This is a genomic window from Halomarina halobia (assembly GCF_029338575.1).
Lineage (GTDB): Archaea > Halobacteriota > Halobacteria > Halobacteriales > Haloarculaceae > Halomarina > Halomarina halobia.
In genome coordinates this window covers 232,353-246,904 of sequence record NZ_CP119993.1, presented here as the reverse complement: position 1 = coordinate 246,904, position 14,552 = coordinate 232,353, and the positions used below count along the sequence as shown (strand labels likewise).

Annotated in this window: 11 protein-coding genes; 5 read left to right on the top strand and 6 right to left on the bottom strand. The window is 64.7% G+C overall.

The genetic code is table 11. The features are described 5' to 3' along the window. Positions 1-348: 348 nt before the first annotated feature. Positions 349-1,296, top strand: a complete 948-nt coding sequence (locus tag P1K31_RS16670; protein WP_276306441.1) for a TAXI family TRAP transporter solute-binding subunit — start codon at positions 349-351, stop codon at positions 1,294-1,296. A gap of 34 nt (positions 1,297-1,330) precedes the next feature. Beyond that, positions 1,331-3,337 carry a TRAP transporter permease gene (locus P1K31_RS16665; protein WP_379794613.1) on the top strand — a complete coding sequence of 669 codons (2,007 nt, stop codon included), beginning with the start codon at positions 1,331-1,333 and terminating at the stop codon, positions 3,335-3,337. 118 nt (positions 3,338-3,455) lie between these two features. Here P1K31_RS16665 and P1K31_RS16660 read toward each other — a convergent pair whose 3' ends face one another. Both P1K31_RS16660 and P1K31_RS16655 read right to left on the bottom strand, forming a co-directional pair. Continuing rightward, on the bottom strand, positions 3,456-3,851 hold the full coding sequence (locus tag P1K31_RS16660; RefSeq protein ID WP_276306439.1) for a Zn-ribbon domain-containing OB-fold protein: 396 nt from the start codon (positions 3,849-3,851) through the stop codon (positions 3,456-3,458). A gap of 3 nt (positions 3,852-3,854) precedes the next feature. Then, positions 3,855-5,021: a thiolase family protein gene (locus tag P1K31_RS16655; RefSeq protein WP_276306438.1), complete on the bottom strand. Its 1,167-nt coding sequence runs from the start codon at positions 5,019-5,021 to the stop codon at positions 3,855-3,857. A gap of 143 nt (positions 5,022-5,164) precedes the next feature. On the opposite strand from P1K31_RS16655, the gene P1K31_RS16650 reads away from it, so the two are divergent. Further along, the gene (locus P1K31_RS16650) at positions 5,165-5,914 is read left to right on the top strand and encodes an SDR family oxidoreductase (protein WP_276306437.1); all 750 of its coding nucleotides are present in this window, start codon (positions 5,165-5,167) and stop codon (positions 5,912-5,914) included. A 101-nt stretch (positions 5,915-6,015) separates the two neighbouring features. Here P1K31_RS16650 and P1K31_RS16645 read toward each other — a convergent pair whose 3' ends face one another. From P1K31_RS16645 to P1K31_RS16635, 3 genes are all read right to left on the bottom strand, one after another. Beyond that, positions 6,016-6,459, bottom strand: a complete 444-nt coding sequence (locus tag P1K31_RS16645) for a MaoC/PaaZ C-terminal domain-containing protein (protein WP_276306436.1) — start codon at positions 6,457-6,459, stop codon at positions 6,016-6,018. Positions 6,460-6,522: 63 nt separating this feature from the next. Continuing rightward, entirely contained in the window at positions 6,523-8,514 is a 1,992-nt protein-coding gene (locus tag P1K31_RS16640) for a TRAP transporter permease (protein WP_276306435.1), read from the bottom strand. A 25-nt stretch (positions 8,515-8,539) separates the two neighbouring features. Next, the gene (locus P1K31_RS16635; RefSeq protein WP_276306434.1) at positions 8,540-9,574 is read right to left on the bottom strand and encodes a TAXI family TRAP transporter solute-binding subunit; all 1,035 of its coding nucleotides are present in this window, start codon (positions 9,572-9,574) and stop codon (positions 8,540-8,542) included. Positions 9,575-9,854: 280 nt separating this feature from the next. Here P1K31_RS16635 and P1K31_RS16630 point away from each other — a divergent pair, with 280 nt between their 5' ends. Next, positions 9,855-11,231 carry an acyl-CoA dehydrogenase family protein gene (locus P1K31_RS16630; protein ID WP_276306433.1) on the top strand — a complete coding sequence of 459 codons (1,377 nt, stop codon included), beginning with the start codon at positions 9,855-9,857 and terminating at the stop codon, positions 11,229-11,231. Between the two features lie 243 nt (positions 11,232-11,474). Here P1K31_RS16630 and P1K31_RS16625 read toward each other — a convergent pair whose 3' ends face one another. Continuing rightward, positions 11,475-12,650, bottom strand: a complete 1,176-nt coding sequence (locus P1K31_RS16625) for a CaiB/BaiF CoA transferase family protein (protein ID WP_276306432.1) — start codon at positions 12,648-12,650, stop codon at positions 11,475-11,477. A gap of 197 nt (positions 12,651-12,847) precedes the next feature. On the opposite strand from P1K31_RS16625, the gene P1K31_RS16620 reads away from it, so the two are divergent. Continuing rightward, complete coding sequence (locus P1K31_RS16620; protein ID WP_276306431.1) at positions 12,848-14,524, top strand: thiamine pyrophosphate-binding protein; 1,677 nt, start codon at positions 12,848-12,850, stop codon at positions 14,522-14,524. The last annotated feature ends 28 nt before the right edge of the window (positions 14,525-14,552 follow it).

The window sequence follows — 14,552 nt, the reverse complement described above, 5'->3', positions numbered from 1 at the left end:
CTCTCGTCCCTTCACCGTTTTATTACGCGAGGGGACGAGACGCCTCTCGAACCGCGGTATTCGAGCGGCCGTGGTAGCCTACCGGATCAGATTTGCGAGTGCGTCGCGACGAAGTCCACACCTGTCGTGGGCCCCCATCAATAGAGTCGGAGTCTCGTCGGTGGGGCACAGAAAGAATTATATACCGGTGGCCAAATCACATGTACAACAATGGCTGAGAATGGCAGACAGACACGTAGGAACGTACTGAGGGGAGCGGCTGGGGTCGGAGCTCTATCACTTGCGGGCTGTCTCGGCGGAGGTGGCGGAGGCGGCGGTGGCGGTGGCGGAGGTGGCGGTCAACAACCGGTGGACCTGACCGTCGGCTCGTCGTCCTCCGGATCGTCGACGTACGGGAACTCGCAGGCGATTCAGCGGGTAGTAAGTCAGCAGTCGGATTACCTCAGTTTCATCACCCAGGACGCGGGGGGTGACCCCCAGTCGATCCGGCTGTACGCCGACGGGGAGATCAACTCCTACTCCGCGGGGAACTACATCATGAACCAGGCGCTCTCCGAGACGGGCCCGTTCGCGCCGCCGGACAACGTCGACACCTTCCCGCAGCTGGGGTTCGGTCACCTCTCGCTGAACCTCTACTGGATGGCCCTGGAGGACAGCGACATCGAGACCACCGACGATCTCCCCGGGAGGGATGTCTACTGCCTCCCCGCCGGATGGGGGCTACGCGCCATGACCGAGGAGATGTACGGCAAGGCCGGTCTCTGGGAGGGACTCTCGAAGAACGTCGTCAACGTCGAAACGAGCCAGGCGGCGAGCGCGCTCGCCGAGGGGCGCGTCGAGGCGTTCATCGTGTACACCTCGAACTACACCCAGCTCCCCTCGTGGGCGTCGGAGATCGACTCGCGCGTCTCCGTCAGGGCGATCGAGATGACCGACGAGTACGTGCAGGCGGCGAAGGACTTCGCCGGCGCGGGCTACGAGGAGGTCGACGAGATCGGCGGCTGGGAGCAGGACGTGCAGGGCGGCGACTTCCCGAAGCACACGTGGACGGAGACCTACCCGTACTACTTCAGCCCGGACATCCCCGCGGACGCCATCTACGACCTGATGGAGATCTGCCACAACAACTACAAGTCGATGCAGGAGGCGAACCCCACGATCCTCGACTGGTCCGATCCGTCGAACTTCACGTTCGCGCTGACCCACACGGACGAGATCCCGATTCACCCCGGGGCGGCGGACTGGTACGAGGAGAACGGCGTCTGGGACGACAGCTGGACCCGCGGCGACGAATAGCACCCCGGAACCCCCGTCACCGATCACAGACATAATGGTATATTCCATCTCGAACAGGAGCCGGTTGGAGCTCGCCAACGACGTAGTAACGGGATTAGCGATCATCACCTGGGTCTGGGTCCTGTACTACGCGTTCACGCAGGGGATCCAGCGGATCCTGTTCACCGTCATCTTCCTGGGTTCTATCATCCTCGTGTATCTCGGGAACGAGCTCATCGAGGCGTACGAGGACGGGGAGACGCTGGAGCTGGTGGGGCTCTCCCTCTCCGCCATCGTGACTGCCGGAACGACGGCGTACATGATCGCGTTCTACGATATACTGTTGCGAGTTCGCGTCGGTACGGCGTTGCCCCGCGAGTACGCGATCGCCACGGCGTTCTTCCTGGTGATCCTCTACCTGTCGTATCGGGCCTACGGACTCACGTTCCTCGCCGTGATCGTCGGCGTGCTGCTCTACGGGCTCTACGGTGACCTCGCTCCGGGGATCCTGCGTCACGGCGGGTTCAGCGTCGATCGGATGATGAGCATCATGGTCCTGGACTTCCAGGGGGTCTACGGATCGATCTCCCGGATCATCGCGACGTGGGTCGCTCTCTTCCTGCTGTACGCGGGGTTGATGCGCGGCTTCGGGGCGTTCGACCTCATCATGCGGATCGGTCTCCGGTCGGCCAACTTCGTCCGATCCGGCGTCGCACTCTCGGCGGTGACCTCGAGCATCATCATCGGCTCGATCACCGGCAGTCAGGCGGCGAACACGGCGATCACCGGTTCGTTCACGATCCCGCTGATGAAGGAGACGGGGATGAAGGGCGAGACCGCAGGTGGGATCGAGTCCGTCGCCTCGACCGGCGGACAGATCATGCCCCCGATCATGGGCGCGGCGGCGTTCGTGATGGCCTCGTTGCTCGGTATCACGTACCTCGACGTGATCGTCGCGGGCGTCATTCCCGCGATGATCTTCTACGGCTCCGTCACCATCGCCGTCCACTACAAGGGTATCGGACAGCTCCGTGGAAAGACGGCCAAGATCGACGTCGAGAGCCAGTTCGACGAGCGGATGTCCCAGAGGGAGTTCGTGATCCAGTGTGTCCGGTTCGGCATCCCGTTCGCGATCCTGATCTACATGCTCGGCGTGCTCCAGTACACGGTACTCACGGCCGCGCTGTACACCGTCGTCGCGATGGTCGTCACCGGCTTTACGTTCCCACTACTGCAGACGGCGACGGAGAGCGGTGACCTGGGGTCCGAGTTCGTGACGCTGCTCGGCGACGCGGCGAACGGCTTCAGGGAGGGCGCGATGATCCTCGCGCCGATCGCGATCATCATCGCGGCCATCAACGGCGTCGTCGACGTCTTCGAGGCGTCGGGCATCCCGGGCGTCCTCTCGCTGGCTCTGCTCGACCTCTCCGGCGGCGTCATGTTGAACGCGGTCGTCCTCGCGATGGTCATCTCGATCGTCCTGGGGATGGGAATGCCGACCGTCGCCGCGTACGTCATCGTTGCGGCGTTGATCGCGCCGGCGTTGATCCAGCAGTTCTTCGTCCCGGACCTCGCCGCACACTTCTTCGTGCTGTACGCCGCGATCCTGTCGGGCCTGACGCCGCCGATCGCGATCGCGGTCGTCGTCGCGACGGGGATCGCCAACAGCAACTTCTGGCGGACGGCCCACGAGGCGCTGAAGATCTCCGCGCCGATCTACGTCCTGCCGTTCGCGTTCATCTACAACCCCGAACTCGTCGTCGGTGGCTTCGGGCTCGAAACGTTCCTCTCCGGAGTCATCGCACTGTTCGGCGCGCTGGGCATCTCTCACGGCCTCAACTACTACGGTCGGTTCTTCCACGAGAGCCCTCTCGTGAAATTCCCCGTCAAGGGGCTCTTCTTCGTACTCGGGTTCCTCGCGATGGTCTATCCGGACATCCTGATCCGCCTCGGCTGCGTCGCGGGCATCCTCGGGCTGATAACGATCCAGCTCCGGAAGCCGATCCGCGAACGGGTCAGCCGACAGTTCGCGGCTGACGCCGCTTCCCCCGCCGAGGACTAGCGGCGGATCGACCTCCGGTCCGTTCGTCTCCGTGTTCGTCTCCGTTCTCGGTATCGAACGCGACTGCCGCCACGGCCCCCTCGGCCGCGAGAGGAACGAAGGAACGAAAGGAAGTCGATCAGTCCTCGAGGACGCTCGCCGCGAAGAACGGATACCCCTCGAGCCAGCCGCGGTCGTAGTCGGCGTCGTACTCGGTGGCTTCGACGGCGACGCGGTCGCCGATCGTGAGGGCGTCGTACGACTCGTCGATCGGTGCGAGCAGTCGGGGCCCCTCGTCCAGTTCGACGACCCCGACGACGAGTTCGTCGTCGAACGCCGCCGCCGTGGCGTGGGTCCGCGTGAACGAGAAGAGCGTCCCCCGACCCGCCGCCTCCGTCCACTCGACGTCCGTCGAGTGACAGCGCGGGCAGATCGGGCTCGGCGGGAAGAAGCGCTCCTCGCAGCTCTCGCAGGCGTGGATCAGGAACGTCCCGTCCCGGAGGGACTCCCAGAACGGTCGCGTGTACGGGTCCATCGGTCACACCTCCGCGGCGAACACGGTCGCGGTCACACCGTTGACGTGGCCGTGTTCCGCGGTCGTGAGGACGCTCTCCGTTCCCGACACCTGAGTCGACGCCGTGCCGCGAAGCTGTTTCACGGCCTCGACGTAGTTGAAGAGCGGCGTCACCATCGGCGGGTGTCCCCGGCCGAGACACCCGCCCGACGGGCTTATCGGGAACTCGCCGTCCGGCGCGGTCCGGCCCTCGAGGCAGGCGTCGACGCCGCCGCCGCGCTCGACGAGGCCGAACTCCTCCGTGACGATCGCTTCGACGTGCGGAAACGGCGCGTACGGCTCGAAGACGTCGACGTCGGCGAGAGGGACGCCCGCGTCTTCGGTCGCCCTGTCCGCAGCGCGTCTGACGGCCGGGAGCTCCGTGACCCGGGGATCTCGGCTCATCAGGAAGTGACTCGGGGCGTGGTGGAATCCGGTCCCCGCGACCGATATCCGCGGCGACGCCGACTCGGCGCTGTCGTCCCCGGTGAGGAGTATCGCGACTGCGCCGTCACAGGGGGCCGGACAGTCGAAGAGCCGGATCGGGTCGGCGATCGGTCGCGAGTCGAGGACCTCCTCCCGCGTCGGGGCATCGTCGAAGAGGCCGTGTGGATTCACGGCGCCGTTCTCCCGGTTCTTGACGACGATCTCGGCGAAGTCCTCGCGGTCGACGTCGTACTCGTACGCGTACCGCTGCATGCTCTGGGCGTACGCGGCCGGAACGGTCATCCCGATCGGCGACTCGAACTCGGTGTCGAACGCCTTGAGGATGTACTCGAAGTACGGCCCCGTCGTGTCGATCAGCGAGTTCCGCTCGAACGCGAGCACGAGCGCGGTGTCGACCGTTCCGGCGCGGACGTCCGACACCGCGGCGTGAAAGGCCTGTCCGCCGCTGGTGCCGCCGGTCGAAACCTCGAGCGACCGATCGACGTCGAGCCCCAGCAAGTGGAGGAGGTACGTCGAGAAGAACCCCTGCGGCGTCCACGGGCGCGGGGCGGGCATGTAGAGCCCGTCGACGGCGGAGAGGTCCGCCGACGCGTCTTCGAGCGCGTCTCGGACGACGGTCAGGGCGAGGTCCCGCTCCGGCACCGAATGCGTTCCGTTCGGAATGATCCCGACGCCTGCGACGGTCGGGGTAGTGACCCGTGTCATGCTACGGTACGGCATACGCCGTCGGGGCATATACGTTTGGATTCCGCGAGGCGATCGGGGGGAACTCTCGCCCTCCGGAGTCGCCGAACGGGGTTCTCCCCCGAGCAATACGTATAACTGAGTGGCGACGGACAGCTACGTCCATGGAACTACCACTATCGGGGAAGACGGCGTTTATCACCGGTGCAAGCGCTGGGATCGGGAAGGCGGCGGCGGAGACCCTCGCGTCGGAGGGAGCGAACGTCGCTATCGTCGCCCGGCGGGAGTCGAAGCTACGGACGGTGGCGGACCGGATCGAGTCCGAGACGGCGGGAACCGCCCTCGTACTCCCGACCGACGTCAGCGACGAAGCGGCCGTTCGTGACGCCGTCGAGCGGGCCGTCGAAGCGTTCGGTCGGTTGGACGTGCTGGTCAACAACGCCGGGATCGCCACCGGGGGGGACGTAACGGTCGAAACGATGCCGGCCGAGCAGTACCGCACCGTCATGGGGGTGAACGTCGACGGCATGTTCTTCGTCACGCAGGCAGCGCTCCCCCACCTCCGGGAGACGTCCGGTATCGCGATTTTCGTCGCCAGCTTCGCCGGGCAGTACCCGCGCCCGGGCGCGCCGATCTACGCGGCGACGAAGTGGTGGACGCGGGGGTTCGCACACAGCCTGGCGGGAGCGGTCGGTACCGACGAGATCGGCGTCACCGTGATCAACCCGAGCGAGGTCCGAACGGAGTTCGGAAAGGAGTACAGGGACGAGGTTTCGGAGGACCGGTACGAACCGAACGAAGTGACCGAGCCCGAGACGATCGCGGACGCGATCGCCTTCGCAGCCAGGCAGGAACCGCCGAACGTCGTCGCCGAACTGGACCTCTACCGGCGAGACAAGCTGTCGCACTTCTAGGCGAACCGGTGGCGAGGTCGCGGTAGCGTCGTAGATTCACCGACTACGTTCGACGAGAGCGAACGGGTGACGATCCCGACGGTCACGTCGGACGGGGCCGATCACGAATCGGCGTACTCCACCATCTTCCGGTGGTCCCAGACCACACAGACGTCGTCGGCCTGATTGTAGACCGTCGTTCGAAGCGTTACGACGCCGCCCTTCTCCTTCTCTTCGAGGTCGGTGACCTCCTGGACGGTCCGAACGGTGTCCCCCGGGAAGACGGGGGTCGGAAACCGCATGTCGTCGACCCCGTACAGTCCGACGACCGTTCCGTCCGTGTACCCGATCTGCGTCGTCAGACCGAGGCCGATGCTGAACACGAGCGGGCCGTGCGCGATCCGGGAGCCGAAGATCGTCCCCGCCGCGTACTCCTCGCTGACGTGTATCTCGTTGTAGTCCCCCGACAATCCGGCAAAGGACGTCACGTCCGCCTCGGTGACGGTCCGGGTCCTCGATTCGAACGTCTCTCCGATCTCGAACTCCTCGAAGTGTTTTCCACTCATCTGCACGCCGTAACTAGCGAGGTCAGCCTATAGCGTATCGGTATCGTTGCGCGAAGGGAAACCTCAGGCGGAGGCGACCGGGCTCGGCGAGTTGCGCTCCATGTAGTGGAACGCAGCGATGACGAGCACCGCCAGAACGAACCCGCCCGCCTGGATCGTGGTCGTCCCCCAGAACATGATCGCAGTCAGGACGGCCACTGCTACGGTTTTGACGGCGGCGGACACGTACTCGTTGTAGTTCAGGTCGAAGTGGATGACGGTGACTATTCCGGTGAACGTCGTGAGCAGGTAGACGAACGTCAGGGGCGTAGTGCTGTCCCACATCGAAATGTTCGGATGGTAGATGATCGTGTAGGGGAGGATGAACAGTGGTGCTCCCATGATCATCGCCTTCTTCGCCACCTTGGCGAAACTCGCTTCGGCGATACCGCTGGCGATGACGGCCGCCAGCGCGACCGGCGGCGTGATCGCCGAGAGGATCGCGAAGTAGAACACGTACAGGTGCGTGTTGAACTCCGGGATGCCGAGGTCCGCGACGGCCGGCGCGACGAACACCACCACGACGACGTACGCCGCGACCGTCGGCATTCCGAGCCCGAAGATGACCGAGAGGATCATCGCGACCAGGAGCAGCGAGAAGAGGAGCCCTCCCGAGATGTCCAGCATGAGGAACGACAGCACCTGCACGACGTTCCCGCTGCCGAGCATGCTGATGAATATCGCGATCGCGCCGAGGACGACCATGATCTCCGCGCTGGCGATCGCACCCTTCTGGAGTCCGACCACCAGGTTGCGACCGTAGTCGTTCAGGGCCCGCCGCCTGTCGTCGGTGAGGAGCAGGTTCCAGCCGAGTTGCAGCCCGACGAGGACCACGACCGCGTGGAAGCCGGCGGTGAGCGGTCCGACCTGCCTGATCCCGAGGTCGTAGATCAGAAACAGGACCGACGCCAACAGCGGTACGTAGACGTACCACGGTTGGTTTGCCTCCTGCACCGTTTCGAGGAGTTGCTCGTCGGAGTCCGGCTCGGAGAGGTCGTACCCCTTACTGACGTAGTAGACGGTGATCGCGACGGTGAGGTAGAAGATGATCGCCGGGAGCAGCGCGCCGACGATGACGTCGAGATATCTGATGTTCAGAAACGAGGCCATGACGAAGGCCGAAGCGCCCATGACCGGCGGGAGGACCTGTCCCCCCGAGGACGCGTTCGATTCGATGGCCGCGGCCGTCTCGCCGTCCATCCCGTAACTCTTCATCAGCGGTATCGTCACCGCGCCCGTCGTCGCGGTGTTGGCGGCCGCGCTGCCCGAGATCGACCCCATGATGAAGCTCGTGACGACCGCCAGTTGCGGCACGCCGGACTGGAGGTGCCGGTTCATCCGTCTGCCGAAGTCCATGGCGAGTCGGAGCGCGCCGAACTCGATCAGGAGACTCGCGTAGACGAGGAAGATGACGATCCACTGGGCGCCGACCCCCGGCAAGAACCCGAAGAGTCCGATGTCGAACACGAGCGCGGATCGCTGGAGCACCCGCGCGAGCGAGATGCTGCTGTGTCCTAACGCGCCCGGGATGTACGATCCGAACATCGCGTATCCGAACGACAGGATCACGACGGACGTGATGAAGACGCCGTATCGCAGGTACGTGAAGAGGAGAATCAACGCCACGAGTGCAAGCGCGAACATGTACTCCTGCTGCGTGTAGTTGAGGATCCGCGTGAGCAGCGTGGAGTACATCGTCACGAAGTAGTACGTGATGTACAGCATCAGCGCCGAACCGAGTACCTTCGCAACGAGGAGGGCCTTCCCGGTCAGCTTAGAGAGGTCCGCCTCGACCAGCTGAATCATCAGGAAGACGGAGAGCCCGAGCGAGAGTATCGTGTGTTGGTCGCTGTTCACGATGTACGCGTAGCCGTTGAGGATGTGGTATACCGAGAACACCACCGCGCTGAGCGTGAGCAACAACCACTGGGCGTTCTCGAGGGTGAAGTCGAGGGCCGGTAACCGGTCGCCCTTCTCCTCCCACGTCAGCTCTTGATCGGGTGTAGGGTTCGACATTGGGTGATTAGGTCAACGGGGATAATTACCCCTCGATCAGGTCGTCGTTCCAGAGGTCGTTGTCCCTGTACCACTGGGCGGCACCCGGATGCACCGGCGCTTTGGCGAGACCCTCCACCGCGTATTCCGGGTTGAACAGCCCGAGCGCGTCGTGGACGCCCTGGAGTTCGTTCACGTGATTGAACGACACCTCACAGAACTCCTGTACGTTCTCCGCGCTGAGGTCGGGGTGGACGTACCACTGGTACTGCGCCGTGGGCGACTTGACCGTGTCGACGTTCGTCTCGAACGGGAACACTTCGCTGACCGGGACCTCGGTGACGTTGAGATACGGATCCTCCTGGAACTTCTGTACGTGACTGTCGGAAAATTCGAGGATTCGGAGGTTGTCCATGCTGGCCAACTGCTCGGCCCACCCCGGAAGCGACGTCCCGCTCGCCATGACGTACGCGTATGCGGCGTCGACTCGCCCCTCCTCGAGCGCGAACGGAATGTCGGACCAGTCTCCCTGCATCAATTCGACGTTGTTCAATCCGATGCTGTCGAACGGAATCGCGCCGACGAACCGGGAGCCGGCGGCGCCGTTGTGAACGGTCTTGCCCTGCAGGTCTTCGATCGATTGAATGCTATCGTCAGGAGTAACCCAGAACGGGCGGAGGTCGCTGACCGCCATGACCTGCTGGGGGACGGTCGGAACGGCGTTGTCGCTACCGAAGTTGGCTCCCGGTCGACTCTCCTCGTTGTAGGACGCCATCCCCATCGCGCTCGTCCCTCTCGTGATGTGATTCTCGCCTGCGGCACAGAGCCTGTACGCCTCCTCCGATCCGCCAGTCGTGTTGAGGGTCAGGGAGATCTCCGTGTCCGCCTGGTCGAAGACGCGAGCCCAGCCGCTGGCTTTCACGTATCCGATGGTCCCCTCGCGCGTAATGCCGAAACTCCAGTCGGTAGCGTCGCTGGAGATCCCACTACCACCACCGATGTCCCCGCCGATACAGCCCGCCATCCCGACGGCTCCCGTTACCCCGACGGCCCTGATAAACTGTCTTCTGTTGCACGACATCCGTGCCATGATAACCCAGTCCACAGTTTAAATACGTTTCGGGCACTATCGGATTGAGTCCTGCGATATCATAGGTGTCCGAAGGGAACCATCCGTCGATCCGGGGTCGGACTCACGTACGTACGGCCGACGGTACCCTCTACCGACTCCCCGACGGCCGCTAACGGGGGCAGGAGTACGGCCGCTTACTCCCGTGGTCGACTCGGACGGCGTGGATTCCGCCGATCCAGCGACGGTCAGGGACCGGTGGGACCGTTCGGTGGACAGGAGAGCGGGTTCCGTGGCAAACCGCCCGCCGATCACTACGTACAGTACTATTATGGATTTAATACGGTACGCCTCGTACCCGCGCCGTACGATCATGATCGGTGAAGACACGTCTCTGACGGCGGACGAGCGGGAGTACTTCGAGCGTACGGTCGATACGCTCGAGAGCGAGATCTTCGTTGATACGCTGGGGCAGGAACACTTTCGCGAGCTCGACGCCAATCGGGAGTCGCGTGGGAACTGGGAGAAGTACGTCGAACGGATGGGTGAGCGCGATTTCGCCGGCATCACCGTCCCCGAAGCGTACAACGGCGCCGGCGGCACGTACGTCGAGACGGTGTTGACCGAACAGGCGATCGGGTACTGCGGAACGATCGTTCACGCGTGCCAGACGTCGTTGACACAGCACGTCGGGCGCACGATGTACGAGCACGGGAACGATCACGTCAGAGAATCGTATCTCGCACCCATGCTGGACGGGGAGCTGATCGTCTCTCAGGCCTACACGGAACCGAGCAGCGGAACTGACCTCGCCCACCTCGACACGACGGCCGTAAGAGAGGGTGACGAGTGGGTCGTCGACGGCCAGAAGCGCTTCATCGACTTCGCTCAATACGGTGACTTCTACTTCCTGCCCGCCCGGACGAGCGGCAGTGACGGTCACCGCGAGGGCGTCTCGCTGCTCGTCGTCGATAGTGACGCGGACGGCGTCGAAATCCTCGAGGATCAATCGGACTGGCACGGGTTCCGCGGAACCGGTGCCGCGTGGATGACGTTCGACGGCGTTCGTGTCCCCGAAGAAAACCTCGTCGGTGAGGAAGGCGCTGCCTGGTCGTACATCACCGACGAACTCAACCTGGAGCACCTGACGGTCGCCCGCTACTGCCTCGGTGCGAGCCAGAACGCGCTCGAGATCGCGGCTAATTACACCGAGAACCGAGTCGTCAACGAGCGAGCGATCTCGGAGTACCAGGCGGTCAACCACCGGGTCGCCGAGATGGCGACGAAGCTCGATGCGGCGTACCTGCTCAACACGCGAGCCGCCCGGCTGATGGACGAACGTGGTATCTCCGCCGGCCGGATGGAGAGCGCGATGGCGAAGTGGTTCGGCAACGATCTCGCACACGAGATCGCGGATACCTGTATCCAGCTTCTCGGGGGGATCGGGACCACGACCGCGTACCCGATCGAACGGATCCAGCGTGACGTGCGCGCCGGACGGTTCCTCGGCGGCGCGTCAGAGGTGATGAAGAGCGTCGTTCAGCACGACGCGTACCAGATCCTCGCCGACGACGAGTTCGAGGGTGAGTACGTCGGCAACGAAGTAGAGGGATCCCCGTGGCGGGGGACCGACGCCCGGAGGTCCCCTGGACCCGACGACGATCGATGACGTCCGGTTCGACACGACGGCTCGGCCCTGCTTCCGTCTCTCTCACCGGTTCTACGCGGAACGCGGCGGGTTCGATCCGTCTTCGGACCGATCGCTGTACGACCGTCGACCCGGCCGGGAGCGCGTTCGACAGAGCTACCCCGAGAACCGGACGGTCATCGACGACCTCGCGTCTCTACGGACACCGAGAGAGAACCTACCGCGTCCGACTACCGGACCGCCAGCGAAGGCGCGATGGGGCGATCACTCGATCGCCCCTTCGTCTCGAAGGGTCTCGATATCGGAGTCGGACCACGAGAGGCGCTCCAGTACCTCCGCCGTGTGTTCCCCCTTCCTCGGCGGGAGACCGCTGAACCCGGGCCGTCGCCCGTCGGACGCGAAGTGGAAGGGGAGGGCGGCGATCTCCACCGGTCGCTCTGCCTCCGGGTTGTACGACTCGGCGAGCATGGATCGCGCCTTCGCGTGGGGGAGTTCGACGACTTCGTCGATCGACCGGACCGCCGCCGCGGGGACGCGCGCCTCCAGGAGGAGGCGCTCTAGCTCCTCGGCGGCGTACGTGGCGAATTCCTCCTGCAGGTCCTCCCGCAACTCCGGCCGGTTTTCGATCCGGTCGTCCATCGTTCGATACCGATCGTCGTCGATCAGGTCGGGACGGCCGACGGCCTCGCAGAGGCGTTCGAACATGGCTTGGGTCATCGTGATCATGTACACGTACCCGTCGGACGCCGCGAACAGACCGTTGGGGGCGCTGCCGATCCCCTTTTCCCCGTTCCGCTCCGGGATCTCGCCCGTCGCGTCGTAGTTAGCGATCCAGTACGACATCCAGGAGATCCCCACGTCGAAGAGCGAGACGTCGATGTAGTCCCCCTCGCCCGTGGTATCCCGCTCGCGCAGCGCGGCCATGATAGCGAAGGCGGCGTTGGTTCCAGTCCCGCAGTCGATCAGGCTCGACCGAATACGGACGGGCGGCTGGTCGGGATAGCCCGTCGTCGCCATCAGTCCGGACATCGCCTGAATACACGGATCGTATCCGGGATAGCTCCGATACGGACCCGTTTGCCCGTAGCCGGACAACGAACAGTAAACGACCTCCGGGTTCTCGGCAGAGACGGTCTCGTAATCCAGTCCGTACTTCTCCAGCACGCCCGGACGGAAACTCTCGACCAGGACGTCGGCCTTGCCGGCGAGGTCCGCGAGGACCTCCCTTCCCCGCTCCGTCTTCAGATCGACGCAGATACTCTTCTTGCCGTTATTGTACGCGGTGAAGAGGCTTCCGTTCATGAGCGGCCGAAAGGCGTCCCCGGTCGGCGGTTCGACCTTTATCACCTCCGCGCCCATCTCGCCCAGCATCTGCGTGCAAACCGGACCGGCGATCGACTGCGTGAGATCTAGGACGTCGACGTCCCGTAACGGCTCCATGCGAAGTAGTCGCAGAGACGGATATATAAACATTCGGTCGAGGGGGCGTCCCGCGTTTCCCGCGTTTTCCGTGGGGACGCTCGGGCGTCTCGGAGACACGGTTCGACGAGAACGCTACCGCTCCCCCGGCTCGGTCCGTCGAGGAGGACCACCGGAAATACGATAACGGAGGGGTCCGATACCCGAGGGGAGAGGTCATGAAAGCCCACGAAGCGGTCATCGGACTGATCGACGAAGCGGGCGTCGAGACGGTATTCGCGCTGATGAGCGAGGACACGATGCGTATGCTCGCTACGTTGCACGAACGGTGGAGCGGCGAGATGCGCGTCGTCCACTCGCGCCACGAGCAGAGCGCCGTAGCGATGGCCGACGGGTACGCACGCGCGGGTGACGACGTCGGCGTCTGCATCGTCGGCCGGGGGCCCGCCGTCGCGCAGACCGGCACCTCGCTCGTCACGGCCCGGAGGAGGGGCTCGAAATTGCTCCTGCTCGTCCCGGAGACGCCGGTGTCCGACACCTACGACGTAAAGGCATTCGAACAGGAGTCCTTCCTGAAGTCGACGATCGGTACCGTCCTCTCCGCTCGAAGCCCCGAGACGCTCCTCCCCACTCTCGAGGAAGCCCTCCGAAGCGTTCGAGTGGGTGAAGGCCCGGTGGCGGTACAGGTACCCTGGGACGTACTGGACGGGGAACTGTCGGTCCCCGCAGACGGTGGCGAGCGTCGTCGATCGGGCGCGGTGGACAGCGCCGCCACGTCGGACGCTCGGCTCCCCCCCGACGACGATGCGATCGAGAGGGCCGTCGACTGCTGCCTCGACTCAGACGCGGCCAAAGTCCCGGTGATCATTGCCGGGCGCGGCGCGGTGGAGGCGGACGCGAAGGACGCGATCGAGGCGTTGGCCGAGCGGACGAACGGCGTCCTCGCCACCACTCTTCAGGCCCGGGGATACTTCGACGGTCATCCGTTCTCGCTCGGCTTCGTCGGCGGTTTCGGGAGTACCATCGCGAACGAACACCTCGATCGGAGCGACTTCGTGCTGGCGATCGGGTGTAGCCTGGACCCGTGGACGACGGATTCCGGGCACCTCGTCGACGACGAGACGACCGTCGTCCACGTGGACACGGACGCCGCCGCTATCGGCCGGTACGAGTCCGTCGACCTCGGCGTACTGGGGGATGCCCGTCTCGCGGCGGAGGCGCTGACGGCGGAGCTGGAGGATCGGGGGATCGACCGGAGCGGCGAGTTCTGGACGGACCGGCTGAGAGATCGCATCGCGGCGACGCCGACGCTCGACGCCGGGGACTTTCCGGAGCAGCGGGGACGGATCGACCCCCGGGACCTCGTTTGGGGTCTCGATAGGATACTGCCCGAAGACCGCGTGGTCGTCACTGACGGCGGGCACTTCGTGCGGTGGGTGCTCGACGGGATATCGACGCCGACGCCGGGGGATCTGCTCTGGACGCTCGACTTCTCGGCGATCGGCCAGGGGCTCCCCCACGGGATCGGCGCCGCGTTGAATTCGGGGGACCGTACTACCGTCGCGATCTGTGGCGACGCGGGGTTCATGATGGCGCTCCAGGAACTGGACACCGCCGTCCGCTACGGGGTACCGGTGACGGTCGTCGTCATGAACGACAGTGCCCTCGGTACGGAGTACCACAGCTTACTGACGGCCGACGAGTACGCCGACGTCGCACTCATCGACGCCCCCGACGTTGCGGACGTCGCGCGCGCGCTCGGCGCGGACGGCTACACCGTCCGCTCGTCTGCTGACCTGGAGGCCATCGGCGACGTCCTCGGACGGCGACCGGACCGGCCGCTCGTCGTCGATTGCAGGACGAACAGCGCCGTTCGCCACCGAAGCAAGATGTAGCGAGCGCCCGGATCGACGTCAGATCGAA